The organism is Streptomyces sp. Je 1-332, assembly GCF_040730185.1.
Taxonomy (GTDB): domain Bacteria; phylum Actinomycetota; class Actinomycetes; order Streptomycetales; family Streptomycetaceae; genus Streptomyces.
Genome location: NZ_CP160402.1, coordinates 1,218,932 through 1,244,880, shown reverse-complemented (window position 1 = coordinate 1,244,880; position 25,949 = coordinate 1,218,932). Strand labels below are relative to the sequence as shown.

Sequence of the window (25,949 nt, the reverse complement as noted above, 5' to 3'; positions counted from 1 at the left end):
TCCGCTGCCGCCCCGGAGGCGGTCAGGCCCAGGCTCCCCGGTCCTTCAGCACGTCGCGCAGCGTCTCGATGTGATCAGAGATGATGCCATCTACACCGAGATCGAGTAGAGCGGCCATGCGTTCGGCGTCGTTGACGGTCCACACGTGCACCTGGAGCCCGCGCGCGTGGGCCGCGCGGACGAAGCGGTGGTCCACCACCCTGATGCCGCCGTGCGTCTCGGGCACCTGCGCACATACCGCGGAGCGACGCACGACGGCGGGGACGCCGTACGAGTGCAACCGCAGGGCCGCCACTCCCCGCGTACCGAACGAGGTGGCCAGGCGCGGGCCCGCGAGCCGCTGGGCGCGGGCCACGCGCGCCTCGGAGAACGAGCCGACGCACACGCGGTCCCAGGCGCCGGTGCGGCGCAGCAGGTCCAGGAGCGGGAGCAGGGCGGGCTCGGCCTTGACGTCCACGTTCCAGCGGACGTCGGGGAAGGTCTCCAGGAGCTCTTCGAAGAGGGGCACCGGCTCACTGCCCGCCACGCGCGCGTGGCGCACGGCGCTCCACGGGAGGTCGGCGATCTTCCCTGCCGTGTCCGTCACCCGGTCGAGCGTCGCGTCGTGGAACGCCACGAGGCGGCCGTCCGACGTGGCGTGCACATCCGTCTCGATGTAGCGGTACCCCAGGCCGACCGCGCGCCGGAACGCGGCGGAGGTGTTCTCCAGGCCGTCCGCCGCCCCGCCGCGATGGGCGAAGGCGAGCGGGCCGGGGTGGTCGAGATAGGGATGGCGTACGTGCGTGGTCACCGCTGCAGTATCGCCTGCTCCGGTTGACCGCCGGCAGCCACGATGCGTGCCCCGGATGGAGCGGGGACGGCGAAGAAGCGCAGGAAGAACTGGGCCAGTGGGCCGATCGCCAGCGCGTAGAGGACCGTTCCGATGCCCACCGTGCCGCCGAACGCGAAGCCGGTGGCGACCACGGCCACCTCGACCAGCGTCCGCATCATCCGGATCGAGCGGCCGGTGCGCTGATGCAGGCCCGTCATCAGGCCGTCCCGGGGGCCTGGCCCGAACTTCGCCGCGATGTAGAGGCCGGTCGCCAGGCCGTTCAGGACGATCCCCGCCACGAGGAGCGGGATGCGGGCGCCGAGCCCGTGCGCCTCCGGCATCAGCGCGAGGGTGCCGTCCATCGCCAGGCCGACGACGAAGACATTGGAGACCGTGCCGAGGCCGGGGCGCTGCCGCAGCGGGACCCACAGCAGCAGGACCGCGGCGCCGACGAAGATCGAGACGACGCCGATGGACATCCCCGTCAGCTCGGCGAGGCCCTGATGCAGGACGTTCCACGGTTCGAGGCCGAGCCCGGCCACCACCAGGAGCCCGGAACTCGCGCCGTAGAGCGCCAGGCCGGCGTACAGCTGGATCAGCCTGCGGGTGAGGTGCGGCTTGGACGGCTTCGGTGGCTTCGGCGGCTTCGGTGTGGACAAGGTGTGCCCCCCTGCTGGTGATGTGGCCTGACGCATGACACTCTGTGGCTCGTAACAGGATGCCAACCATGGCCAATTCCAGGAAGGTGGACTGGGAATCGTGGCTCAGTGGACTTCGGCGATGGGCGCCACACAGCTCGCCCGGCTGCTCGCCTCTCAGCAGACGCGCCCCGCGGGCCCCGGCACGCGCCGCCCGCCCGCCTACCGCGCCCTCGCCGACGGCATCCGCATGCTCGTCCTCGAAGGCCGCGTCCCGGTCGCCGCGCGGCTGCCCGCCGAGCGCGAGCTGGCCGTGGCGCTCGCCGTCAGCCGGACCACGGTCGCGGCCGCGTACGAGGCGCTGCGCACCGAAGGCTTCCTGGAGTCCCGCAGGGGTGCGGGCAGTTGGACCGCCGTCCCTGCGGGCAACCCCCTCCCCGCGCGCGGGCTCGAACCCCTTCCGCCCGAGGCGCTCGGCTCCATGATCGACCTGGGGTGCGCGGCCCTGCCCGCGCCGGAACCCTGGCTCACCCGCGCCGTGCAGGGCGCCCTGGAGGAACTCCCTCCGTACGCGCACACGCACGGCGACTTCCCTGCCGGGCTGCCCGCGCTGCGTCAGATGCTCGCCGAGCGCTACACCGCGCGCGGCATCCCGACGATGCCCGAACAGATCATGGTCACGACCGGCGCGATGGGCGCCATCGACGCGATCTGCCACCTGTTCGCACCGCGCGGTGAGCGCATCGCCGTCGAGTCCCCGTCGTACGCCAACATCCTTCAGCTGATGCGAGAGACGGGCGCCCGTCTCGTCCCCGTCGCCATGTCCGAGGGGCTCGAGGGCTGGGACATGGACCGCTGGCGGCAGGTGCTGCGCGACGCGGCGCCCCGGCTCGCCTACGTGGTCGCGGACTTCCACAACCCCACGGGCGCCCTCGCCTCCGAGGATCAGCGACGCAAGCTGGTCGACGCCGCGCGCTCCGCGGGCACGGTCCTCGTCGTCGACGAGACCATGATCGAGCTGCAGCTCGACGACGACCTGGCGATGCCACGTCCCGTCTGCGGCTTCGACCCGGCCGGCTCGACCGTCATCACCGTCGGCTCGGCGAGCAAGGCCTTCTGGGCGGGCATGCGCATCGGCTGGGTACGGGCCGCGCCCGACGTGATCCGCAGCCTGGTGTCCGCCCGCGCGTACGCCGACATGGGCACCCCCGTCCTGGAACAGCTGGCCGTGAACTGGCTCCTGTCCACCGGCGGCTGGGAGTCCGCCGTGCAGGTGCGCAGGGCCCAGGCACGCGAGAACCGCGACGCGCTGGTCGACGCGGTCCGCCGCGAGCTGCCGGGATGGGAGTTCGCCGTACCGGCGGGCGGCCTCACCCTGTGGGCGCGGGCCGGCGGCCTCTCCGGCTCCCGCATCGCCGAGGTGGGCGAACGGGTCGGGGTCAGGGTCCCGTCGGGGCCGCGCTTCGGCGTGGACGGAGCCTTCGAGGGGTATGTGCGGCTGCCGTTCACCGTGGGAGGCGCGGTGGCCGAGGAAGCGGCGGTGCGCCTGGCCGCGGCCGCGCGCCTGGTGGAGACGGGCGCGGGCACGGGGGTGGAGACGCCGCGGGCCTTCGTGGCCTGAGCGGTGGGGGGCGCGGGGGGCGTCCGCTCTCGGCGGGGACGGGCTCTGGTTTCGCCGTAGCGGTGTCGGGATCGGCGTCGGTGTCGGCCTCGGTGGGGGGCTCGGTCTCGGTCGTGGTGCTCGTCTCGGGGTCGGCCGGGGTGCTTCGTGCGGGAGGCGTCAGCCCTCGGCGGGGACGGGCTCCGGTTGTGCGCTCGGTTTCGTCGGTGCGGTCTCGGCGTCGGTGTCGGGCTGGGTGGGGGGCTCGGTCTCGGTGGCGGTGCTCGTCTCGGCGTCGGCCGGGGTGCTCCGCGCGGGGAGGAGTTCCGTCACCGCCCGCCGGTGTGCCTCGCTCGTCGCGTCGTCGTACGGGTCGGGCGTCGCGGGCACCTGGAGCCGGTGCACGTGGCCCGTGCCGAGGCGGGCGTACCCGCGGCCGGGCGGGACGTCGGACGTGGGCGTCGTGCGCGGCGGCACCCCGAGGATGTCCTCGACCTGGTCGAGCGTCGTGGGGCCGAGGACCACGCGCGCGCGTGTGTGCTGGCGCACCGGGTCGCTCAGGGCGTCGATGCTGTCGAACTGGTCGGCCACGACGACCGTGACGTTGGCCGCCCTGCCGTGCCGCAGGGGCACCTGGAGCAGCGACTGCGGGTCCTCGCGGCCGTCCGCCGCCGCGAGGTGTCCGAGCACGCTGGGGCGGTCCATGAGGATCCACAGGGGGCGCTTGGTGTCCTCCGGGGCGGGGTGGCCCGCCTGCCGGGCGCGGTTGGCGGAGATCAGGCGCCGCTCCGTCTCGTGCGCCGCCCACTCCAGGCTGGCCAGGGCGCCGGCGAGCCCGCACTCGATGGCCAGGACACCGTCACGTCCGGTCAGGCAGGCGTAGTCGCCGATGCCGCTGCCCTCGATGATCAGGACATCGCCGTGCTGGAGGGCCTGCAGGGCGATGGAGCGCAGCAGGGTGGTGGTGCCGCTGCCGGGCTCGCCGACCACCAGGAGGTGCGGTTCGGTGGAGCGGGGGCCGGTGCGCCAGACGACGGGGGGTACGTCGCGCTGTGCGTCGCCGTCCGCCACCGGGAGGGTGCGCTGGACGCCGGTGGGGTCGGTGAAGCCGAGCACTGTCTCGCCGGGGGCCGTGACGAACCGCTGGGCGGCGATGTCGGTGGGCAGCGGGGGCAGCACGTTCACCGTGAGCTGGTTGCCCTCCTCGTCCCACTCGAAGTGGTACTCGCGGCCACGGCCCGCCTTGGCGTGCAGCAGCTGCTCGATCCGGGTGCGGGACTCGGCCTCGCCGTCCGTGAAGTACGCGGGGTAGCGCACCACCAGATGGGAGACACGTCCGTCGTCGTCGAACTCGTACGACGTGAGGGCCTTGTCCCACTCGCCGCCGTGCGCGAAGAGCGGCGCCGGGTCCTCGGGGACGGAGAAGTACGGCACGAGCGCTTCGTAGAGGGACTGCAGCCGTCCGGTCTGCGCCTCGTCGGGGCCGGTGGGGGCCGGCGCCGTGCGTTCCCTGCCGGTCCACGCGGCGGCCGCCATCAGGCAGATGGCGGCGAGCAGCGGGCCGTACGGCATGAGGGCCACGACCAGGACGACGGAGGCCACGAGGAACAGGAAGGGCCCGCGCTTGTCCTTGGGGGTGTCGGTCCACTTGCGCCGCCCGGCCGCTGCCAGCCGGCGCAGTCCACGAGTGATCGTGATCAGTGGGTGGAGGACGTCGGTGGCGCTGTCGGCGGCCGACCGCGCGAACTCCCGGCTCCGGGCGATCGAGGCGGTGCCGTTGCTCAGGATGCGGGGGAGGGGGCGCCGGGCCACGTCAGTCTCCAGTTGGTGCGAACGTACGACAGGGAGGAGGGGGCGTCAGAACTTGATCCCGCCGAGGAGGCTCGCCAGGCTCGCGCTGCCGGCCTTGATGCTCGGGGCGATGGCGGTGCCCGCCATGAAGAAGCCGAAGAGCGCGCAGACCACCGCGTGGGACGCCTTGAGGCCGTCCTTGCGGAAGAACAGGAAGACGATGATGCCGAGCAGCACGACGCCCGAGATGGAAAGGATCATGACGGTTCTCCTGGTTGGTGGGGACAGTCACCATGAGTTGTTCCAGGTTCACAGCATGTATCCATACGATAAAAGGTGCAAATGGGGGAATTTTCCAGGATTTCCCTCGAATGGAGGAGGCCGCTGAGCCGCCCGAGCGCGGGTCCGGAGGGCGTCCGGGCCCCTTCGTGATCTTTGCCGTGGGCGCGCCCGGTCATGTGCCCGCACGGGCAGTACCCTGTCGATTCACTCGTACGGCTGCACTCGGCGCCGTACGACCCCCCGAGTCACCCCGCAGTCGAAAGGCGGTCCGGTCCATGAGTGAAGCCCCCGACCCGGAAGTCGTGGAGCTGGCGACCAAGATCTTCGATCTGGCGCGCCAGGGCGACACCGCGGCCCTCGCCGCGTATGTGGACGCAGGTGTTCCGGCCAATCTCACCAACGACAGCGGCGACTCGCTCGTGATGCTCGCCGCCTACCACGGTCACGCGGAAGCCGTCCGGGCCCTCCTGGAGCGGGGCGGTGACGCCAACCGTGCCAACGACCGGGGGCAGACACCGCTCGCCGGCGCCGTCTTCAAGGGCGAGGACGCCGTGATCCGGGCGCTGCTCGACGGCGGCGCTGATCCGGCCGCGGGCACGCCGTCGGCGGTGGACACCGCCCGGATGTTCGCCAAGACGGAGCTGCTCGAGCTGTTCGGGGCGGCCTGAGCGGGGTACCTGACCAGCAACAACGGGGGCGCTGGAAATGTGGTCGCGGCGGGCTGAACCGCTGGGTCATCATGACGACGTGATTCACGGACGCGACGGCGGGGCAGGAGTTGCCGCACCGCGTGGACCGTGAGCGGCCCGCCCCCGGACCTCCCGTCCGGGATCCCTACGGGCCACCGACGAGAGGCAGAGGAAGATGGTCTACAGCAAGCAAGAGACGGCGGGCGGCCCGACGTGTTGGCGCACGGCCAGGTAATCCACGATTCCCGGTTGCGTCGACGCTTGATGTGAGGCTGTTTCCCATGTTCGAACCGGTCATAGCGCCCAGCGGTACGCTGCTCGGCCTGCTGCAGCGGGGCCGCGGCGACGGCACGCTGCACGCACTCACCGCACCCCGCTCCGAGGCGCTCGCCGCCCTCGAGACCTGCGTGCTCCACGATCCACGCCACGACTGGCAGGTGGAGAACCGCTCCCTGTACTACGCCAGGCTCTACCTCGATCTCCGCGGCGGGATCGAGGAGATCGAGCGGCATCTCTTCGACGCCGAGGACGTCCTGAACACGGACGACTCACGCACCGGCCTCGCCCTCGCCGTCCTGGGCCATCTCGCTTCGTACGGCAGGCACGACGCCCTCGAACTGCTGCGTCGGTACGCCGCGTTCGGCACCAACTGGGCCTGGGCCCTGGACGAACTGGCGCTGCGTGACGACGACGCGGGCCTGCGAGCCCTCGCCGTGCCCGTGCTCGCCAGGTTCTCCACGGACGCCGAGGGCGAGGCCGAACTGGCCGCCGCCGTGCGCGACGCCTACGAACCGCGGCCCTGGCGACTGTGGGAGGAGGACCCGCGGGAGGGCGTCGGAGCCCGCGTGCGCGCCGCGCGGGAGCAGGGTTCCTTCGACCGCTGGCAGCGACAGATGCGACCCTCGGGGCCACGCCCCGGCTGGAGCGTCCAGGCCGTCTTCGACTGGGCGCAGGAAGGGCTCGAACGCGGCGCCGTCCTGCACGTGCCCGCCGCCCGCTGCCTGAGCGCCGTCGCCGGGCCCGACGACCGCGCCGAGATCCTCCGGGCCGCGCGCGACGGCTCCGACGGGGCGCGCGGCACGGCCCTGCGCTACCTCGCCGATACGCACGACCCCGATGTGTTCGACCTGATTGAGCACGCTGTGCAGAGCCCTTCCCGGGCCGTCGCGGACGCCGCGACCGAGTCCTTCGAACGGATGCGCAGCGTCGCCGCCATCGAGCGGGCCCGCCGCTGGGCCCAGCGGCCCGACGCGCTCGGCGCCGCCGCGGGACGGGTACTCGCCTGCAGGGGCGGCGCCCAGGACAGCAAGCTCGTACTCGCCGCGCTCCGCGAGGCCGTCCGTGGCGAAGGCCCGGACGCGCCGACTCTCTGGACCCTCGTCGACGGCGCCGGACGGCTCGGCATCGCCTGCGCGGCCCCCGTCCTTCGCCACGTCTACCGCGAGACCGCCTCCTCCCACCTCCGTGGCCGCGCCGCTCGCGCACTCGCCGCCACCGACCCCTCCTTCGCCGCCGGATTCGCCGTCGAATGCCTGTGGGACTGCGAGGAGTCCACCCGCGAGGTCGCCGCCCGGCACGCGGAGACCGGTGACGCGCGCGTGGTCACCCAGCTCAGAAGGCTCGCCGCGGACCCCGCCGAGGAGGACGAGGTGCAGACCGCGGTCCGCAGCAGAATCGACCCCGACGCGGCCGAGGTGTAACCGGCGCGCCCCGGGGCGGGGCGCGTGCGGAGGGCAACGCTCATGGGACGTTCCTCGCCAGGAAAGATCCACGTTGACGTGACCACGCCCCGCACGACGACAACACGGGTATGCGTGTCGTCATCGTCACCGAATCCTTCCCTCCCGACGTCAACGGCGTGGCGCACTGCGCCCTGCAGACCGCCCGCCAGCTCGCGGCGCACGGTCATGACCCCCTCGTCATCGCCCCGGCCCCCGCGGCCGGGGCGGACGCCGCAGGCGACGCCAGTGCGCCCTGCCCCGTCATCCGCGTCCCTTCCCTGCCCCTCCCCGGATACCCGCAGGTCAGGGTGGCACTGCCCAGTCGCCGTATGTCGGCGGCGCTGAGCGCGCACCGGGCCGAACTCGTCCACCTGGCCAGCCCGTTCGTCCTCGGCGCACGCGGCATGGCGGCCGCCGCGCGCCTCGGCGTACCCGCCGTCGCCGTCTACCAGACGGATCTGGGCGGCTACGCCCGTACGTACATGGGGATGGGGGAGGCCACCGCCTGGCGGCGCATCCGAGCCGTCCACGCCGCGGCCGACCGCACCCTCGCCCCGTCGTCCGCCGCCCTGCGCGATCTCGTGACGCACGGGGTGCCACGGGTGCGACTGTGGCCGCGCGGCGTGGACACCACCCGGTTCGGGCCCGCCCTTCGGGACGAGACCGTACGCCGTGAACTCGCGCCGAACGGTGAGCTGATCGTCGGCTACGTGGGGCGGCTCGCCCCCGAGAAGCAGGTCGAACTCCTCGCCGGAGTGAGCACCCTGGAAGGCGTGCGGCTCGTCGTCGTCGGCGACGGCCCCAGCGAGGGCTCTGTCCGGGCGGCGCTGCCGGGCGCCGTCATGCTGGGGCGCCGCACCGGGAGCGAACTCGCCCGGATCTTCGCCTCGTTGGACGTCTTCGTGCACACCGGCCCCTATGAGACGTTCTGCCAGACCGTGCAGGAGGCCATGGCCAGCGGAGTGCCGGTGATCGCCCCCGCCGCCGGCGGACCGCTCGACCTCGTCGTCCCCGGCCGCACCGGGCTCCTGGTACCGCCCCGGGACGCCCTGGCGGTGCGCGACGCGGTGTGGGCGCTCGTCGCTGATCCGGGGCTGCGTGCGGCGTACGGGAGGGCCGGGCGCGCGGCTGTCGAGGGGCGGACCTGGGGAGCGGTGGGCGAGCAGCTGGTCGGCCACTATGCCGAGGTGCTTGCCGCGCGGACGGTGGTGGCGGCGTGAGGGCGGCTCTGTACAGGGAGGCCATGGTGCGGCCCGGCGGGCCGCGTTCCGATGCGTTGCGCATCGTGCGGCTCGCGAACTTCGTCGCCCCCTCCTCGGGCGGACTGCGTACCGCGTTGCGGGAGTTGGGGCGCGGCTACCGCGCGGCCGGGCACGAGCCCGTGCTGATCGTTCCAGGTGAGCGGGCCGGGGTCCGCGACACCGACCAGGGCCGTGTCGTGACCCTGCCGGGCCCGCTGCTGCCCGGCACCGGCGGCTACCGCGTCCTCACGGACCGCCGCAGGGTGGCCCGGGTCCTCGAACGCCTCGCCCCCGACCGCATCGAGGTCTCCGACCGCACGACCCTGCGCTGGACCGGGGCGTGGGCCAGGCACCGCAGGATCCCGGCCGTGATGGTCTCCCACGAGACGGCGCACGGTGTGCTCGGCTCCTGGGGCGTGCCGCGGCAGGCGGCCTTGCGTGCCGCCGATGCCCTCAACTCCCGTACCGCGCATGCCTACGCGCGCGTGGTGTGCACCACGGAGTGGGCCGAGCGCGAGTTCGTCCGCGTCGGGGCGCGCAATGTCGTCCGCGCGCCCCTGGGTGTCGATCTCGTGGACTGCCGACCGGGGCTGCGTGATCCACGCTTGCGTGCCCGCCACGCGCGTGAGGGCGAGGTACTCCTTGTGCTCTGCTCCCGGCTGTCGGTGGAGAAGCGGCCGGGCATGGCGCTCGACGCCCTGGAGGCCCTCCGTGGCCGTGGTGTTCCGGCGGTCCTTGTCGTGGCGGGTGACGGACCGCTGCGGCCCCGTCTCGAACTGCGGGCGCGCGAGCGGAGGTTGCCGGTGACGTTCCTGGGGCACCTCACGGACCGCGCGGCGTTGGGCGCGCTGCAGGCGTCGGCCGACGTCTGTCTCGCGCCGGGCCCCTGCGAGACGTTCGGGCTTGCGGCCCTGGAGGCGCTGGCGTGCGGAACGCCGGTGGTGGCCAGCGCGTCGTCGGCGCTCCCGGAGATCGTCGGCGGCGCGGGCGCGGTGGCGACGGACAGCGGCGCGGCGTTCGCGACCGCCGTCCAGGCTCTCCTGGCCCGCCCGGAGCAGGCCCGTAGGGAGACGGCACGCGCGCGTGCGGAGTGTTTCGGGTGGGAAGGGGCGGTTGCGGCGTTCCTCGGGGCGCATGAGGCATGCGTGGGTGGTCCTGGTGGTGGGCAGGCGTTCCGCAGGGCGATCGGGGCCGCTCCTGCTGGAGCGGAGCCGAGAGCTTTCGAGGCGGCGCCCCCGGAGGGGCGTGCCTCATGAAGCCGCTGAGTTTCGTAGCCCTTGGCGACTCCCTCACCGAAGGCGTCGGCGACCCGGTGGAGCAGGCGTGGCGAGGCTGGGCCGCGCTCCTCGCCGCGGGGCTGGCCCCGCCTGAAGCGGGCGTCGGATTCCACAATCTCGCTGTCAGCGGGTCCCAGACCGGTGACGTGCTGGAGCGTCAGCTCCCCGCGGCGCTGGAGCTGCGCCCCGACCTGGTCTCCGTGATCGTCGGCGTCAACGACACCCTTCGCTGCACGTTCGACATCCGGGCCGTGGCCGCGCGGCTCGACGAGATCTACGGCGCCTGCGCTCAGCAAGGCGCCCAGCTGCTCACCGCCTGTCTGCCCGACCCGGGGGCCATGCTCGGCCTCCCGGGCGCGCTGGCCCGCCCCCTGGCCCGGCGGCAGCGCGCGGTCAACGCCGTCGTACACGCGCTGTCCGAGCGGTACGGCGCCACCCATCTGCACCTCGCGCAGGACGAGTGGGTGGCCGACCGCACCCTGTGGAGCGCGGACCGGCTGCACCCCGGTGAACGGGGTCACCGCCTCGTCGCCGCCCGCTTCCACGCGCTGCTCGCGGCCCGGGGCCTCGCGGCGGGCAGTCCGCCGTCGTGCGAACCCCAACTGCCCTCACCCACCCGGTCGGCGAGCCTGCTGTGGCTGGCCACCGCGGGGACCGGTTGGGTGGCGCGCCGGTGCACCGATCTGCTGCCCCAGCTGCTCACCCTCGCCGCCGACGAGGTACGGCATCAGGTACGGGGCAGCAGCGCCCGGCTCGACCTGAGCGCCACCCACGCGGTGACGGCGGCCCTCGCCGCGCTCACCGCGGCCGAGCAGCCGGAGGCCGCGTAGAAGGAGGAGACCCCGAGGGCCGTCAACGCCGTGCCGCCGGGACGAATCGCACCGGTGTCCCCGGCACCGCCTGGGCCGCCCCGGCCAGATCCGCCTCCCTGACCACCGCGATCACCGGGTAGCCCCCGGTCGTCGGGTGGTCGGCGAGGAACACCACGGGCCGGCCGTCCGGAGGCACCTGGACGGCGCCGAGCACCATGCCCTCACTGGGCAGTTCATCGGTGAACGCCCGCTCCAGGGAGGGCCCTTCGGTGCGCAGGCCGATGCGGTTGCTCGCCGACGACACCCGGTACGCGCGCGTGGCCAGTGTGCGCAGGGCCGAGGGGGTGAACCAGTCGGAGCGCGGTCCGGGTGTCACCCGCAGGACCAGCTCGCGGGGTGGCGCGGGGTGCGGGACGGCGTCCACGCGCGCGTAGGGCGCGACAACGCTCCCCAGAGGGATGACGGTTCCGTCCGCCAGCGGCGGAGGGCCGAGCCCGGAGAGCAGGTCCGTGGAGCGGCTGGCGAGTACCGGTTCGACGGCCACTCCGCCGCCGAACGCGACGTAACCGCGTACCCCGGAGACGGCCGCTCCGACGTCGAGCAGCGCACCCGCAGGGATCCGCACGGGCGCGCCCCAGGCCACCGGGTGGCCGTCGACCGTCACCGGGCAGGGCGCCCCGACGACCGCCACCGTCACCGCGCAACGCGGCCGCACGGAGCAGCCGTTGAGCGTGGTCTCCAGGACGGCCGCGTCGGGAGGGTTGTCAACGAGACGGTTGGCGAGACGGGCCGCGGCCGGATCCAGGGCCCCGGAGCGCGGCACTCCCAGGTGGGCGTGCCCGGGGCGGCCCTGGTCCTGCACGGTGGTCAGGGCCCCGGCCCGCACGACGGCGAAGGCACGGTCCGTCATCGTTCCTCCGGCCGCGGTGCTTCAGGCAGGGGAACGAAGCGCACCCGCACCCCGGGGGTGAGCAGCGCGGCGGGCACGCGCGCGTGGTCCCACAGCACGGCGTCGGTCGTGCCGATCAACTGCCAGCCACCGGGCGACGAACGCGGGTACATCCCGGTGTAGGACCCCGCCAGAGCGACGCTGCCGGCCGGGACGCTCGTACGCGGTGTGGCCCGGCGAGGCACGTCATAGCGCTCAGGCAGCCCGGTGAGATAGCCGAAGCCGGGCGCGAACCCGCAGAAGGCGACCCGGAATTCGGCCGCCGAGTGAATGCGCGCCACCTCCGCCACCGGCACACCCCAGTGCGCTGCCACGTCCGCCAGATCGGGCCCGTCGTAGCGGACCGGGATCTCCCGTACGTCCTCAGCGCGCGCCGACAGCGGCGGAATCTCCAGGGCGGCCAGCTCCGCGCCGACGCGCACGGGGTCGTCGAGGCCGTCCAGGAGCACCGTGCGGGCCGCGGGCACGATCTCCCGCACACGGATGAGGCCGGCGGCCCTGCGGCGCAACAGCTCGGCGTGGAGCGCCTGCGCCTCGTCACCGTCGGCGAGTTCCACGAGCAGCGCCAGGTCGCCGACCGGAAGCACCCTCACGCGAAGGCCTCCACCCGGACGCCCGCGCCTTCGAGGCGCCCCCGGACCTGCCGGGCCAGGGCCACCGCCCCCGGGGTGTCGCCGTGCAGGCACAGCGAACGCGCGCGGACGTCGATCCGCCTGCCGTCCAGTGCGGTGACGGCGCCGAACCGGGCCATGCCCACGGAGCGTTCGACGACGGTGTCCGCCTCCGTGATGACGGCCCCCTCACGGCCGCGCGGCACGAGCGTCCCCTCCGGGGTGTACGCCCGGTCCGCGAACGCCTCGGTGACCACGGGCAGTCCCGACTTGCCGGCGACTTCAAGGAAGCGCGAACCGGGCAGCCCGAGTACGGGCAGTGCGTCATCCGCGAGGAGGACTCCCTCGACGACGGCGCGGGCCTGCTCCTCGTCGTGGACGACGCGGTTGTAGAGCGCGCCATGCGGCTTCACGTACGACACGCGCGTGCCGGCCGCTCGGGCGAAGACCTCCAGGGCGCCGATCTGGTACGCCACTTCGGCCGCCAGTTCATCGGCCGGTACGTCCATGGAGCGGCGTCCGAAGCCCGCCAGGTCGCGGTAGGAGACCTGCGCGCCGACCCGTACCCCGCGTTCGGCGGCCTGCTCGCACACGCGGCGCATGGTGGCCGCGTCCCCCGCGTGGAATCCGCAGGCCACATTGGCACTGGTGACGACCGAGAGCAGTTCCTCGTCGTCGGTCAGGCGCCAGCGGCCGAAGCCCTCACCGAGGTCGGCGTTCAGATCGATCACGGCGTCGGCCGGGGCTTCCGTCATCTACGTAGGTCTCCTGTTCTGCTCGGCGGCCCTCTCAGGCCACCCGGTACTGCTCGTCACGGGCGTCGGTGATGAACATCTGCCCCGGTGCGTGCGTGATCGCGAACGGCGGTCGCGAAGCCATCACCGCGGCCTGCGGTGTCACTCCGCATGCCCAGAACACCGGGATGTCACCGTGCTCGGCGGTCACCGGATCACCGAAGTCGGGGCGGGCCAGATCGTCGATGCCGAGCCCCGCGGGGTCGCCGCAGTGGACCGGACTGCCGTGCACGGCGGGCAGCAGGGAGGTCTCCCTGATCGCCGCGGAGAGGTGCTCGGGCGGCACGTGGCGCATCGACACCACCATGGGACCGTGCAGCCGTCCCGCCGGGCGGCAGGGGCGCGCGGTCACGTACATGGAGACGTTGCGGCCCTGCTCGACATGGCGCATCGGAACTCCGGACTCCGTCAGCGCCCACTCGAAGGTGAAGCTGCAGCCGATGAGGAACGACACCAGGTCGTCCCGCCACCGGTCGACCACGTCCGTGGGTTCGTCGGCCAACTCGCCGTCCTCCCACACCCGGTAGCGCGGCAGGTCCGTCCGCAGGTCGGCGTCGGGAGCCAGGGGAGTGGTCCAGGAGCCCGCGTCCGTGACGTCGAGCACCGGGCAGGGCTTCGGATTGCGCTGACAGAACAGGAGCATGTCGTACGCCCAGTCCGCGGGCACGGCGATCAGATTGGCCTGGGTGTGACCGGCCGCCCAGCCCGCGGTCGGTCCGCTCGTGCCCGAACGGAAGAGCGCGCGGGCCTCCTCGGGGCGCTGCGATGCCATGGTGGAGCGGCTCACACCAGCTCCTTCCCACGCGTCTCGGGCAGCCCGAACAGCGCGAGCACGGCGATGGCGTAACCGATCGCACCGAAGACCAGCGCGCCGCCCACGCCCCAGCTGTCGGCCAGGAAGCCGACCATGGTGGGGAAGACGGCGCCCACGGCGCGACCGGTGTTGTACGTGAAGCCCTGCCCCGTGCCGCGCACGGCGGCCGGGTAGAGCTCGCTGAGGAACGAACCGAAGCCGCTGAAAATGGCCGACATACAGAAGCCGAGGGGGAAACCGAGCACAAGGAGAAGGCCGTTGGCCCCGTCGGGGATGTTCGTGTAGGCGAGGATGCTGGCCGCGGAGAGGAAAGCGAAGAGCGTGATGTTGCGTTTGCGGCCGAGGATGTCGGTGAGATAGCCGCCCGCCAGGTAGCCGACGAAGGCCCCGGAGATCAGGAACGTGAGGTACCCGCCGGTGCCGACCACCGTGAGTCCGCGCTCGGTCTTCAGGTACGTAGGCACCCAGGTGGCGAGCGTGTAGTAGCCGCCCTGTACGCCGGTGGACAGCAGCACCGCGAAGAGCGTGGTGCGCAGGAGGCCGGGTTTGAAGATCGCGGTGAACGACCCCTTGTGCGCGCTCTTCTGCCGTTCCGCGGCAGCCTCGGGGGCGTCGTGCACGTTGCGACGCACGTAGACGACGAGCAGGGCGGGCAGCGCGCCGGTCCAGAACATCACGCGCCAGGCGATGTCCTCGTCGAGGAACTGGAACACCAAGGTGTAGACGACCACGGCGAGTGCCCAGCCGACCGCCCAGGAGCTCTGGATCGCGCCGAGCGTGCGGCCGCGGTTCTTGGCGGTGGCGTACTCGGCGACCAGGATCGCGCCGACCGCCCACTCGCCGCCGAACCCGAGGCCCTGGAGGGCGCGGAAGACCAGCAGGGTCTCGTAGTTGGGCGCGAAGCCGCAGGCGACGGTGAAGACGGCGTACGTGATGACCGTGATCATCAGTGCCTTGACCCGGCCGATCCGGTCGGCGACGACTCCGGCGACCGCGCCGCCTATCGCGGAGACGACCAGCGTGACCGTGGTGAGCAAACCGGTCTGGCCACTGTCCAGGTTGAAGTACGCGGCGAGCGCGACCATGGTCAGCGGCAGCGTGAAGTAGTCGTAGGAGTCGAGGGCGTAGCCGCCGAAGGCGCCCGCGAAGGCGCGACGGCCGCGCGGGCCGAGGGCGCGCAGCCAGCCGAACGCGCCGTTGTCGTCGGGGGATTCGCCGTCCACGGGGCGGGTGTCGGTCGACACGGCCTGGGGCGGTGGGGGAGTGCTCATGGGCACCTCGCAGGAGGGGGACGGAGGGTGCGGAGCGGGCAAGGGGTGGGACTCGGGCAGGGCGTGGGACACGGGCGGGGACCGGGCCGTGCTCGACAAGGTAGAGGATCGTTGAACGATCCCTCAATACCCGTGTTGTCTCGTTCTTGTATCTGCGATTGAATCCGGTCATGGCTGAGGGGATGGCTCGGGACATGGCCGACGCGAGTGGACTGGCCGACGACCGTGCGCTTCTGGGGCGGACCAGCACCGCGGAGCGGGTCTCGGACATCCTTCGGAGCCGCATCGCCGAGGGGTACTTCCCGCCGGGAGTCCGCCTGTCGGAGGACAGCATCGGTGGCGCGCTCGGCGTCTCACGCAACACGTTGCGCGAGGCCTTCCGTCTCCTCACTCACGAACGGCTGTTGGTCCACCAGCTCAATCGCGGGGTATTTGTCCGAGTTCTCACGATTGAGGACGTGGAGGACATTTACCGCACCCGGCGTCTTGTGGAGTGCGCGGTCGTCCGCGGCCTCGGCGATCCGCCCTTCGCGCTCGACGGACTCGCGAGCGCCGTCGCGGACGGCACGAAGGCGGCCCGCGAGCGCAAGTGGAAGGGCGTCTCCACGGCCAACATCCACTTCCACCGGGAGCTGGTCGCGCTCGCCGGGAGCGCCCGCACCGACGAGGTGATGCGCAGCGTCTTCGCCGAACTACGCCTGGCCTTCCACGTGGTGGACGACCCGCGTCGACTGCACGAGCCGTATCTCGCACGCAATCGGCAGATACTGCAGACCCTCCAGGAGGGGGATGCGGCGGAGGCCGAGCGGCTGCTCGCCGTCTACCTGGACGACTCCCGCCGCGGCCTCGTCGAGGTCTACGGCCAACGCGTCGCGGAGGGCGAGCGGGCGTCCTCCTGACGGCCGGGGGCAGCGGCAGGGCGCTGTCAGATCTGCGCCGTTTCGACCGTTGTCAGACCGAGGATCTAGTCTGTGCACCGTGACTTCGCCTGCCGTTACGGACACCGCTCCGCCCCAGCTCAGCGCGGGGCCGAGGCCCGCTCTGGGCCCGGCCGCCGACGAGGGCCTGGCGCGGCGGCTGCGCGCGCTCGCCTGCACGGCGCCGCTGCACGACCTGGACGTGCGCAAGGCCAACCTCGCGGGCGAGTACTCGGTGTACGCGATGGCGGAAGTGGCCCTCTCCGCCATCGACCTCGTCACCCTGAACATGGACTTCGACACGGGCGCCGACCACGAGCAGATAGTGGCCAGGCTGCTCCCGCGCGTCGGAGCCCAGGCCCCCCGGCGCCCCGTCGCCGAGCACGAGCGCGTCGCCCGCTGGGTCCTGGAGAACCTGATCAACGTCGGCAGCGTCGACCGCGGCTTCCGCGCCGTGTACGGCACCTTCGCGCCCGACGGCACCTATGTCCGCAGGGACTACGACTTCAAGCTGATCGAAGAAGTGCCCGGGTACGGCGGGGGTGTCTATCTCCGTACGACGGACGAGGCGGTCAACGTCCTCGTGGGCGCCCTCGACACCGACGTCACCAGCGCCCAGATCGCCGCCGAGGTGAAGCTGGAGGTGCTCATCAACCGCGGGCGCCTCGCCGACGCCCAGCTCGCCGCGGAACAGGCGCGCTATCGGACGGTGCAGTATTCGGAGACGCTCCGCAGGGCCCTGGACGCGACCCGGCGCAACGTCCGCGCGGTCGATTGGCTCCAGGCGGTCCCCGACATGATCGCGGAGGCCCTCGACCACGTGGCCGACCGCTACCGCCACGAGAACGCGATCCTGACGAACATCCGCAAGGCACGCGACGAGTCCGAGGACCCCGAACACAAGCGCCGCGCCGCAGAGCTCGTCGACATCGTCAAGGACTGCATCCGCCGCCACACACAGCTCCAGTCCCGCCTCCTCGAAGCGGGCCCGCTGTTCCGCGCCGAGCAGGACCGCCAGGCCTTCGCGGCCCCCACCACACGGACCGGCCTCGATCTGTACGGCCAGCTCGTCGCCCCTCTCCTGCCGCTCCCCGTCGAGCAGGCGAGCCGCGTGACCGGCGCGTTCTTCGCGCGCGGGACGGGACTGCGCACCCCCGTCTCCGTACGCGTCGGGGACCTGGTGGACATACTGCTCACGCCGCCGCAGGAGCGGGAGCACCTCGGCATGGAGATGCCCGAACCCGACCTCATCGCCACCCCCGACGACAGCCGCTTCAGCGATGAGCAGCTCGCCGACGCCATGGAGCTGCTCGACCTGCCCGCCGACGCGCCCCGGCGCCTGTCCGGACTGCTCGCCGACGCACGCCGCCGCGACACCGAACTGCCGTATCTGGTCGCCCTCCTCGCCGTCCACGCCGCAAGCCCGCCGGTCGGCACCGCCTACCGCCAGGGCGAGGAGAAGCTCCTGTTCGCCGTGGACGACGGCACCGAACTCGACGACCCGGAGTTCGGCGGCGCCGACCTCATCGTGGGCACGGCACTGCTCGACGCCGCCGGCATGGCGGCCGGCCGGACGGAGGCGGCGTGAGCGCTCCCGACACCCGCACGACTCGCACGTACGACCGCCGCAAGGAGCACAAGCCGTGACCGAGCACCCCGCAGAGCACGCCGCGTGGGGCGAGCCGGAGGCCTCGGCGGCGCCCGCCGCGAGTGCCGCCATCACCCCGGCCGACGCCGCCGACGCCGCGCGCCTCGTCGCCTTCGGGCTCCAGCCCAAACTCCAGCCCGCCCGCGACCAGGAGTACGCCGAGCTGCTGCGCCGCTACCGCGAGGACCCACCCTTCGCGCGGCTCGCCGACGCCGTGGCCGCCGGGCTCGGCCTCGTCGTCCTTGAGGTGTCCCCGCGCGCGGGGATGGCCGTGACGGCCGCCGAGGACTCCGTGTTCGCCGTCCGCATGGGCGACTACGCACGCCGTACGGCCGCCGACTCCACCGACCGCTTCCTGCACGGCCTCGCCCATCTCGCCGTCGCCGCCCTGGCGTTCCCCCGCCCCGAGGACCTCGCCGACGACGGATACATCGGCCGGGTCACGGTCAACGGCGTCGACGCCTTCGTACGTCAGGCCTGCCACCGCCTGGAGGAGCGCGCCGAGGAACAGGGCGAGAACTCCGACCCGCAGACCGACGCCCCCGGTCTGGAGGCAGCCTGGCGGATCTGGGCCCGGCGCAGCTCGACGGGCGCCACCAAGGACGCCCGCCGTCTCGCCGGGTCGACCACCGGGATCATCGGCAAGGCCGTCGCGTTCCTCACCGACTCCGGGTTCCTGCAGCGCACGGGCGACGACTCCGGGGGCACGTACCGCACCACCGCCCGCTATCAGCTGCAGGTGCGCGACATGGCGGGCGGCGCCGCCATGGCCGAGCTCCTGGAGCTCGGCATCGTGCCCGTCACGGACGGGTCCGCGACCCTGCTGCCCCCCGAAGACACGGACGACCTGGAACTGGCCGCCGACGCGGGCCTGCCCTTCCACTCCTGAACACACTCCTGAACACGCCGGCGTCCTCGACGTCACCCCGCACCTTCCTGCTGTTCCGCACGACTTACGACGAGAGTCCGCCGCCATGTACGAGCTGTCCCGGGTCCGCCTCTACTCCATCGGCCCCGCCGGTGCGCGCTACGCCGACACCGTGCTTGACCTGCGCGGCGTCGGCGCGGAAGTGCCCGCCCCCGCGCCCGCCCAGGCGGAGTTCTTCGAGGACGAGCCGGTCGGCCCTCCGCGCCGCCCGGCCCCCGCGGGCGTGCTCTTCCTGGAGAACGGCGGCGGCAAGTCCGTCCTGCTGAAACTGATCTTCTCGGTGATGCTGCCGGGCCACCGGAACACGCTGGGCGGCGCCAGTTCCGGAGTGCTGCGCAAGTTCCTCCTCGCCGACGACTGCGGGCACGTCGCCCTGGAGTGGCAGCACACGCTGACCGGCGAGTGCGTCGTCGTCGGCAAGGTCAGCGAGTGGCGCGGACGGCAAATCTCCAACGACCCGCGGAAGTTCGCCGAGGCGTGGTACTCCTTCCGGCCCGGACCCGGCATGAGCCTGGACTCGCTGCCGGTCGCCGAATCCACCGCCGTACGGCCCTCCGTGGAGGGCGTTTCGGGTGCCCAGGGGCGGCGGCGCACCATGAAGGGCTTCCGTGACGCGCTGACCGAGGCGGGCAAGGCGTACCCCCACCTCGAAGTGCACTGGGAGGAGATCCACGACCGCTGGAACGAACACCTCGGCGACCTCGGCCTCGACCCCGAACTCTTCCGCTACCAGCGGGAGATGAATGCCGATGAGGGCGAGGCAGCGGGCCTCTTCGCGGTCAAGAAGGACTCCGACTTCACCGACCTGCTGTTGCGCGCCGTCACGGACACCCGTGACACGGACGGCCTCGCCGACCTCGTGCACGGCTTCGGCAACAAGCTGGGCCGCCGCTCCGAACTCATCGCCGAACGGGACTTCACGGCGGGCTCCGTCGACCTGCTCGGCCGCATCGTCGACGCCGCCGACACACGCTCACGCGCGCGTGACGTGCACGCGGGAGCCGAGCGCCGCACGCGCGCGCTCGCCCGCCGCCTCTCCGCGCGCGCCGTCGCCGAGCGGAACAAGGCGGGGGAGCTCGCCGAGCGGGTCACCGCCGCCGCGCAGACGGTCACCACGGCGGAGGAAGCACGCGGCAGGTCCGCGCTGATCTCCGCCGAACTCGCCTTCCGGCACGCCTCCTTGGCACTCACGGTCGCGGAGAAGGCCGCCGCAGCCCAGCGCCGCGAGCTGGCCGACGCGCGTCAGCTGCACTCCGCCTGGCAGGCCGCCGAAGCCGTCCTGCGGCACCGCGCCGCCGCCGACCGCTCCGCGCGCGTGGCCTCCGCGATCCTGGAGGCCGAGCGGGACGCGGCGCCCGCGCTCGCCGCCCGCTCCAAGGCGGCGGCCGACCTCGTCCGTGTCCTGCACACCGCGGCCGAGGGCGCCGAATCGCTCGCGAACGAGGAGGAGGAGCGCTCGGCCGCACTCCAGGAGACCGGCGAGGCCGCCCACCGCGACGCCACCGTCGCAGCGACCGAGGCGCAGCGCGCCCGCAGCGAGGCCGGACACCTGCGCCAGCGCCTCACCGAAGTCGAGCAGGAGACCGCGGAGGCGGTCCGCGCCGGCTGGCTGGACGACACCGCCCCGGACGCCGACCCGGCGCGCGCCGCGCTGGCCGCGAGCGACGCCGAGAAGACCGCGGCGGCCGCCTGGGACACCGCACGCGAGACGTCCCTGCGCGCCGCCGAACACGCCAAGGAGGCAGCCGCAGCCGAGGCCCGCGCCGAACTCACCGCGGCGCGCGCCTCGGACGCGGCGGACGCGGCCGAGCACGCGTACGACGCCGAACGCCGCGCCGCGGAGTCGATCGCCGGCGACGAGCGCCTCGCCGAGCTGCTCGGGCTCCCGGGAGCCGTCTCCCAGGGTGGGGTGCCGCAGCCGCGCCGGGGGGCCGGTGAGGAGGCCGGTGGGGTTGCTGGTCCGGGTGAGGCATCCGGGGGAGGACCGTCGGCCTCCGACGCGGCAGCGGGAGGTGGCGCTGCCGGTGATGGCGCACGTGCCGTCTCCGCAGACGGAGCAGGCCCCCGCACCGCCACCGGGACCCGCCCCCTGACCGAAGGTCCCCTGACCCTCACGGAGTTGGACCGCAACGCCGACGACCTCCGTACCCTCCTCGACGACGGGGTGGCGTCCGCCGAGCGGCAGCTCTTCGAACTGAGGACCGCCGCGGCCGACGACTCCCGGATCCTGGGCGCCCTCGGCGACGGCGGACTCCTGCCGCCGGGGCCCGACGTCCTGGCCACCGTCGAGTTCCTCGGCGAGCACGGCATCCCCGCGCTGCCCGGCTGGCGCTACCTCGCACAGGCCGTCGACCCCGCCGACCACGCGCGCGTGCTCGCCGCAAGGCCCGAGCTGGTCGACGGCGTCGTCATCACCGACCCCGCAACGCACGCACGGGCCCGCGAGGCCCTCGCCGGCGCCGCCCTGCTGCCCCGCTCGGCCGTCGCGGTCGGCACCGCGGCCGCCCTCCTCGCCCCGACCCCGGGCGAGGACGCACAGGGCGGTGACGTCTTCCTCGTCCCGCCGAACCCCGCCATGCACGACGAACACGCCGCCGACGAAGAGCGCACGGCCCTGCGCGCACGGGCCGCGCAGCGCGACGAGGAGATCCGGGCGCTCGCCCTGCGCCTCACCAAGGACCGCGAGCTCGCCGCACGGCTCGCCTCATGGCGCGGCGGCTGCCCGGCCGGACACATCGAAGAGCTGGCCACCGCCGCACGCGGCGCCCGCGCCTTCGCCGAAGAGGCCGAAGCCGAACTCGCCGAGGCCCGCACGGTCCGGGCCGAGGCCGACGAGGCGGCGGCCGATGCGGCACGCGCGCGTGACGAACGGCAGGAGGCCGCCCAGCGGGCGCGGCGCGTCGCCGACGCACTCGCGGGGCTCGCGTTCCGCCTGCGCGAGCGCGCGGGCTGGCAGACCAAGCTGCGCGAACTCGCCGATGACGCCGTCGAGTCGGAGGCCCGCGCCCAGACCTGTCTGGACCGGGCCCGCGCCGCGGACGAGGACCGGCGCTCCGCCCAGCGCGCCGCCGACGACGCCCGCCGCACAGCCCGCGCCCTGCGCGCCGAGCGGGCCGAGATCGCCGGCGCCCCCGAGGACCTGCCCGAGGACACCAGCGCCCCCAAGTCGTCGCTGCCCGCCCTCCGCGAGGCCTACCGCGCCGCGTCCCAGCTCTACGAGAAGGTCGGCGTCGGCGCCGACCTGCGCGCCGAACAGGCCCGCGCCGAGAGCGACGAGAGCAGCGCCCTCGCCGAGCTCGACCGCCTCAGCAACAAGGTCCGCACCCGCGCCGCCCTGCTCCTGGAGGGCACGGACGGCTCCGACGGCCCCTCCCGGCAGGCCGCGTCCGCCCGCGCCGAGGCGCAGGTCCAGCTCATCGAGACCCGCGCGTCCGCCGCGAGCGAGCAGCTCGGCAGGCTGCGCGGCGAGGCCGAGCGGCTCGCCCCGCAGGATGACGCCGACGTCCATACCGAGCTCCCCGAAGACCTCGTCCCCGCCGACGCCGAGCACGCGCAGGCGCTCCTGCGCACCGCCACCGGTGAACTGGCCGCCCACACCGAGGCGTTGAGCCAGGCCAAGGACGCACACGCGACCCTCGTGCACGCCCACCGCGCCACGGAGGACGCGGCCGGCGGCTTCGACGAGACAGCGGCTCTCCTGCGCGACCTGCTGCGCGAGCAGCACCAGGACACCGAGGGCGCCACGGCCGCTGAAGAGCCCGAGCCCTACCCCGGCTCCCTCGAAGAGGCACGCCAGTCCGCGTCCGAGGCCCGGCGCTCCCTGCGCGGCTGCGCCGCCGACCTCTCCGCCGCCGAGGCTGCCGTGCGCGAGGCCAGCGACATCCTCGTACGGCACGCGAACTCCACGCGTTACGAGCAGGTGCGCACCCCTGCCCGCCAGCAGATCCGTGAGCTGCCCGCGTCCGCGCTTCCGGAGCACGCCAAGAAGTGGGCCGACGCCTTCGCGCCGCGCCTGCGCGTGCTCACCGACGAGCTGGAGCAGCTGGAGCGCAACCGCGACAGCATCGTGGACCGGCTGCGCGGGCTCGTGGAGTCCTCGCTGGCCACGCTCCGTTCCGCGCAGCGCCTCTCGCAGCTGCCCGAGGGCCTGGGGGAGTGGTCGGGCCAGGAATTCCTGCGCGTCCGTTTCGAGGAGCCCGACCAGGCGACGCTGACCGAACGCCTCGGCGAGGTCATCGACGAGGCCACGCGGGCCGCCGTCAAGAAGAACTCCGACATGCGGCGGGACGGAATGTCCCTGCTGCTGCGGGGAGTTCAGGCCGCCCTGGAACCGCGGGGCATCGCCGTCGAGATCCTCAAGCCGGACGCCGTGCTGCGTGCCGAGCGCGTGCCGGTCGGACAGATGGGCGACGTCTTCTCCGGCGGCCAGCTGCTCACCGCCGCCATCGCCCTGTACTGCACGATGGCCGCCCTGCGCAGCAACGACCGGGGCCGCGACAAGCACCGGCACGCGGGCACGCTGTTCCTCGACAACCCCATCGGCCGCGCCAACGCCACGTACCTCCTGGAGCTCCAGCGGGCCGTGTCGGACGCGCTCGGTGTGCAGCTGCTGTACACCACCGGCCTGTTCGACACGACAGCGCTCGCGGAGTTCCCGCTGGTCATCCGGTTGCGGAACGACGCGGACCTGCGTGCGGGCCTGAAGTACATCAGCGTGGAGGAGCACCTGCGGCCGGGCCTGCCGCAGCAGGACCCGGCCGAGGAGACCGTGCACGGCGAGATCACGGCGACGCGCATGTACAAACGCCCGGCCCCTACGGCCTAGCCCAGCAGGTCCGTCAGCCACTCATGAAAAAGACCGATGTGGTGCTCGGTCGGCACGAGCACCCCGCCCCCGCGATAGGCGCGTGACGCCATCGCGGGCTGGGTGCGCTCGCAGGCCTCGAAGTCCTGTTCGTTGACCCGGTGGAAGAGCTCCACCGACTTGGTGAGGTCGACGCCGGACGCGACGACCTCGGGTGCGTACAGCCAGTCGCACTCGACGACCGTGCGATCCTCGGCCAGCGGGAACATCCGGTGCAGGATCACATGGTCGGGGACGAGGTTGATGAAGACGGTCGGCTTGATGGTGATCGCGTAGTAGCGGCGGTCCTGGTCCTCGGCGACCTCGGGGAGACGCTCGAAGCCCGCGCTGCCGTCGACGGTGAATCCGCTGACCTCCTCACCGAACGACGCGCCGTGCCCGACGTAGTACTGGGCGGCGAACCCGTCCGCGAACTCCGGCAGTACGTCGGTCAGTTCGGGGTGGATGGTCGCGCAGTGATAGCACTCCATGAAGTTCTCGACGATCAGCTTCCAGTTGGCGCGCACGTCGTAGGTGACGCGTTGACCGAGGGCGAGCGACTCGGTTCCGTAGCGCTCGATGGACGCGGTGTCGCCGAGGCGCTCCACGGCGGCGCCGATGACGGACTCCTCGAAGGACGGCGGTTCGTCGGCCAGGCACACCCACGCGTAGCCGAGCCACTCCCGCAGGGCGACCTTGACCAGGCCGTACTCGGTGCGGTCCACATCGGGCATCTTCACCAGGTTCGGCGCGGCGATCAGCTTGCCGTCGAGGTCGTAGGTCCATGCGTGGTACGGACATTGGAGCGCCCGGCGCACCTCACCGGACTCCTGAGTGCACAGCCGGGCGCCGCGGTGCCGGCAGATGTTGAGGAAGGCGCGCAGCTGTCCGGAGCGGGAGCGGGTGACCAGAACGCTCTCGCGGCCGACCTGGACGGTGCGGAAGGCACCGGGTTTGTCGAGGTCGGCGGCGCGCACCGCGCAGAACCAGAGCGACTCGAAGACGCGTTCCTGCTCCTGCCGGAAGATCTCGGGGTCGGTGTAGAAGTGGCCCGGCAGCGTGGTCATCAGGCTGGCGGCGGACGGGGCCTCGGGGGTCGTCGTCACGGTGGCGTTCTCCTAAGGCGGGCGCGGCACTCCTCAAGCGGGCGCGGCGGCAAGGCGGCTGGGGTCGAAGAGCTCGATGGGGTGGTCGGTGGTGCCCCGCAGCGCGAGATCGGCGACGATCTCGCCGACGACCGGCACGAACTTGAAGCCGTGTCCGGAGAACCCGGCCGCGACGGTGACCGACTCCGGGTGGGCCGGGTGGCGGGCGATGACGAAGTGCTCGTCGGGCGTGTTGGAGTACATGCAGGTCGCGGCCTTGAGGAACTGTCCGGGCAGGGAGGGGATATGGCCCCTCATGTGCTCCGCCATCGCGCCGACCTCGTGCTCGTGGACCGTGCGCTCGATGTTCTCGGGCGTGCAGGGCGTGCCCTTGCGGAAGAAGGCGACCTTGGCGCCCAGGTCGGGGCCGTCGATGGCCGGGAAGCCGTAGACCTGTGTGTCGTCCGCGTCCTCCCAGATGTAGATCGGGTGGTTCTGCGGCAGGAAGGGCCGCACGCCGCCGGTGGGCTGGAACCAGTACATGACCTGCCGCTCGATGGTGAACGGCACCCCGATGTCGGTGAGGAGCCGAGGCGCCCAGGCGCCGGGACAGATGACCAACTGCCCCGCGGTGTAGGTGTCCTCCGCCGTGTGCACGCGCACGCCGTCCCGGTACGGCTCCCACCGCGTCATCGGCTCTTCGAAGTGCAGGTCGGCGCCCTGCTGCGTGGCGAGCTGCAGATGTGCGGCGACCGTGTTCTCGGGGCGGACGAGCCCCGCCCGCGCCTCGTACAGCGCCACCTCGTCGTCGCGCGGGCTGAGCGTCGGGAAGCGGCGGCGTATCTCGGGGGCGTCGAGCATCTCGTGGGGGAGGTCCCACTGCCGCGCGGAGAGCAGCGAACCGGAGACGGTACGGCTCTCGGGCCGGCCGACCATCACCCCGCCGCACAGGATGGCTATATCGCGGCCGGTGTCGCGCTCCAGGCGTGCGTACAGCTCGTACGAGCGCAGGAGCAGGGGAACGTACGCCGGGTCCTCGAAGTAGGACTGCCGGATGATGCGTGAACCGCCGTGGCTTGAGCCGCGGTTGTGGACGGGCCCGAACTTCTCCAGTCCGAGGACACGGGCGCCGCGCGCGGAAAGGTGGTGGGCGGCGGCGCCGCCCATGCCGCCGAGGCCGATCACGATCACGTCAAAGGTGGGGGACACAGGGCTTCCTCCAGAGCG

The 25,949-nt window shown here is 73.0% G+C and carries 21 protein-coding genes; 10 read left to right on the top strand and 11 right to left on the bottom strand.

Annotation, left to right across the window (positions count from 1 at the left end):
* Positions 1-22: 22 nt before the first annotated feature.
* Both ABXJ52_RS05790 and ABXJ52_RS05785 read right to left on the bottom strand, forming a co-directional pair.
* Complete coding sequence (locus ABXJ52_RS05790) at positions 23-790, bottom strand: glycerophosphodiester phosphodiesterase (RefSeq protein WP_367039805.1); 768 nt, start codon at positions 788-790, stop codon at positions 23-25.
* On the bottom strand, positions 787-1,506 hold the full coding sequence (locus ABXJ52_RS05785; RefSeq protein WP_367039803.1) for a hypothetical protein: 720 nt from the start codon (positions 1,504-1,506) through the stop codon (positions 787-789). The genes ABXJ52_RS05790 and ABXJ52_RS05785 overlap by 4 nt, the downstream gene beginning before the upstream one ends.
* Positions 1,507-1,570: 64 nt before the next feature.
* Here ABXJ52_RS05785 and ABXJ52_RS05780 point away from each other — a divergent pair, with 64 nt between their 5' ends.
* Complete coding sequence (locus ABXJ52_RS05780; RefSeq protein ID WP_367039801.1) at positions 1,571-3,070, top strand: PLP-dependent aminotransferase family protein; 1,500 nt, start codon at positions 1,571-1,573, stop codon at positions 3,068-3,070.
* A gap of 159 nt (positions 3,071-3,229) precedes the next feature.
* On the opposite strand, the gene ABXJ52_RS05775 is transcribed toward ABXJ52_RS05780, so the two are convergent.
* Positions 3,230-4,861: a hypothetical protein gene (locus ABXJ52_RS05775; RefSeq protein WP_367039799.1), complete on the bottom strand. Its 1,632-nt coding sequence runs from the start codon at positions 4,859-4,861 to the stop codon at positions 3,230-3,232.
* A 45-nt stretch (positions 4,862-4,906) separates the two neighbouring features.
* Positions 4,907-5,101, bottom strand: a complete 195-nt coding sequence (locus tag ABXJ52_RS05770; RefSeq protein WP_160503705.1) for a hypothetical protein — start codon at positions 5,099-5,101, stop codon at positions 4,907-4,909.
* A gap of 296 nt (positions 5,102-5,397) precedes the next feature.
* Between ABXJ52_RS05770 and ABXJ52_RS05765 the strand changes: the two genes are divergently transcribed.
* The 5 genes from ABXJ52_RS05765 to ABXJ52_RS05745 all read left to right on the top strand — a co-directional run bounded on the left by ABXJ52_RS05765 (position 5,398) and on the right by ABXJ52_RS05745 (position 10,880).
* Positions 5,398-5,790 (top strand): ankyrin repeat domain-containing protein, encoded by a 393-nt coding sequence (locus ABXJ52_RS05765; RefSeq protein ID WP_367039797.1) that lies wholly within the window; start codon positions 5,398-5,400, stop codon positions 5,788-5,790.
* Between the two features lie 302 nt (positions 5,791-6,092).
* The gene (locus tag ABXJ52_RS05760) at positions 6,093-7,511 is read left to right on the top strand and encodes a HEAT repeat domain-containing protein (RefSeq protein WP_367039795.1); all 1,419 of its coding nucleotides are present in this window, start codon (positions 6,093-6,095) and stop codon (positions 7,509-7,511) included.
* Positions 7,512-7,621: 110 nt separating this feature from the next.
* On the top strand, positions 7,622-8,752 hold the full coding sequence (locus ABXJ52_RS05755) for a glycosyltransferase family 1 protein (RefSeq protein ID WP_367039793.1): 1,131 nt from the start codon (positions 7,622-7,624) through the stop codon (positions 8,750-8,752).
* A 23-nt stretch (positions 8,753-8,775) separates the two neighbouring features.
* Positions 8,776-10,029: a glycosyltransferase gene (locus tag ABXJ52_RS05750; RefSeq protein ID WP_367048834.1), complete on the top strand. Its 1,254-nt coding sequence runs from the start codon at positions 8,776-8,778 to the stop codon at positions 10,027-10,029.
* On the top strand, positions 10,026-10,880 hold the full coding sequence (locus ABXJ52_RS05745; protein WP_367039789.1) for an SGNH/GDSL hydrolase family protein: 855 nt from the start codon (positions 10,026-10,028) through the stop codon (positions 10,878-10,880). The genes ABXJ52_RS05750 and ABXJ52_RS05745 overlap by 4 nt, the downstream gene beginning before the upstream one ends.
* 22 nt (positions 10,881-10,902) lie before the next feature.
* Here ABXJ52_RS05745 and ABXJ52_RS05740 read toward each other — a convergent pair whose 3' ends face one another.
* The 5 genes from ABXJ52_RS05740 to ABXJ52_RS05720 are packed head-to-tail and all read right to left on the bottom strand — an operon-like array spanning position 10,903 to position 15,301.
* The gene (locus ABXJ52_RS05740; RefSeq protein WP_367039786.1) at positions 10,903-11,772 is read right to left on the bottom strand and encodes a biotin-dependent carboxyltransferase family protein; all 870 of its coding nucleotides are present in this window, start codon (positions 11,770-11,772) and stop codon (positions 10,903-10,905) included.
* A complete protein-coding gene (locus tag ABXJ52_RS05735; protein WP_367039784.1) occupies positions 11,769-12,404 on the bottom strand; it encodes an allophanate hydrolase subunit 1 in 636 nt (211 codons plus the stop codon). Before ABXJ52_RS05735 ends, ABXJ52_RS05740 begins: the two co-directional genes overlap by 4 nt.
* Positions 12,401-13,177, bottom strand: coding sequence for a 5-oxoprolinase subunit PxpA (locus tag ABXJ52_RS05730; protein WP_367039782.1), 777 nt, complete (start codon positions 13,175-13,177; stop codon positions 12,401-12,403). The genes ABXJ52_RS05735 and ABXJ52_RS05730 overlap by 4 nt, the downstream gene beginning before the upstream one ends.
* 34 nt (positions 13,178-13,211) lie before the next feature.
* Positions 13,212-13,988 (bottom strand): putative hydro-lyase, encoded by a 777-nt coding sequence (locus ABXJ52_RS05725; protein WP_367048832.1) that lies wholly within the window; start codon positions 13,986-13,988, stop codon positions 13,212-13,214.
* An 11-nt stretch (positions 13,989-13,999) separates the two neighbouring features.
* Positions 14,000-15,301, bottom strand: a complete 1,302-nt coding sequence (locus ABXJ52_RS05720; protein WP_367039780.1) for an MFS transporter — start codon at positions 15,299-15,301, stop codon at positions 14,000-14,002.
* A gap of 194 nt (positions 15,302-15,495) precedes the next feature.
* Between ABXJ52_RS05720 and ABXJ52_RS05715 the strand changes: the two genes are divergently transcribed.
* The 4 genes from ABXJ52_RS05715 (at position 15,496) to ABXJ52_RS05700 (ending at position 23,619) form a co-directional block, all read left to right on the top strand.
* Complete coding sequence (locus ABXJ52_RS05715; protein ID WP_367048831.1) at positions 15,496-16,200, top strand: GntR family transcriptional regulator; 705 nt, start codon at positions 15,496-15,498, stop codon at positions 16,198-16,200.
* A 79-nt stretch (positions 16,201-16,279) separates the two neighbouring features.
* Positions 16,280-17,806, top strand: a complete 1,527-nt coding sequence (locus ABXJ52_RS05710; RefSeq protein WP_367039779.1) for a hypothetical protein — start codon at positions 16,280-16,282, stop codon at positions 17,804-17,806.
* A 55-nt stretch (positions 17,807-17,861) separates the two neighbouring features.
* Positions 17,862-18,755 (top strand): hypothetical protein, encoded by an 894-nt coding sequence (locus tag ABXJ52_RS05705; protein ID WP_367039777.1) that lies wholly within the window; start codon positions 17,862-17,864, stop codon positions 18,753-18,755.
* Positions 18,756-18,840: 85 nt separating this feature from the next.
* Complete coding sequence (locus tag ABXJ52_RS05700) at positions 18,841-23,619, top strand: hypothetical protein (protein WP_367039775.1); 4,779 nt, start codon at positions 18,841-18,843, stop codon at positions 23,617-23,619.
* Here the strand turns inward: ABXJ52_RS05700 and ABXJ52_RS05695 are convergent.
* Positions 23,616-24,743, bottom strand: coding sequence for an aromatic ring-hydroxylating dioxygenase subunit alpha (locus ABXJ52_RS05695; protein ID WP_367039773.1), 1,128 nt, complete (start codon positions 24,741-24,743; stop codon positions 23,616-23,618). The genes ABXJ52_RS05700 and ABXJ52_RS05695 overlap by 4 nt on opposite strands.
* A 33-nt stretch (positions 24,744-24,776) precedes the next feature.
* Positions 24,777-25,931 (bottom strand): N-methyl-L-tryptophan oxidase, encoded by a 1,155-nt coding sequence (solA, locus tag ABXJ52_RS05690; protein ID WP_367039771.1) that lies wholly within the window; start codon positions 25,929-25,931, stop codon positions 24,777-24,779.
* Between the last annotated feature and the right edge of the window lie 18 nt (positions 25,932-25,949).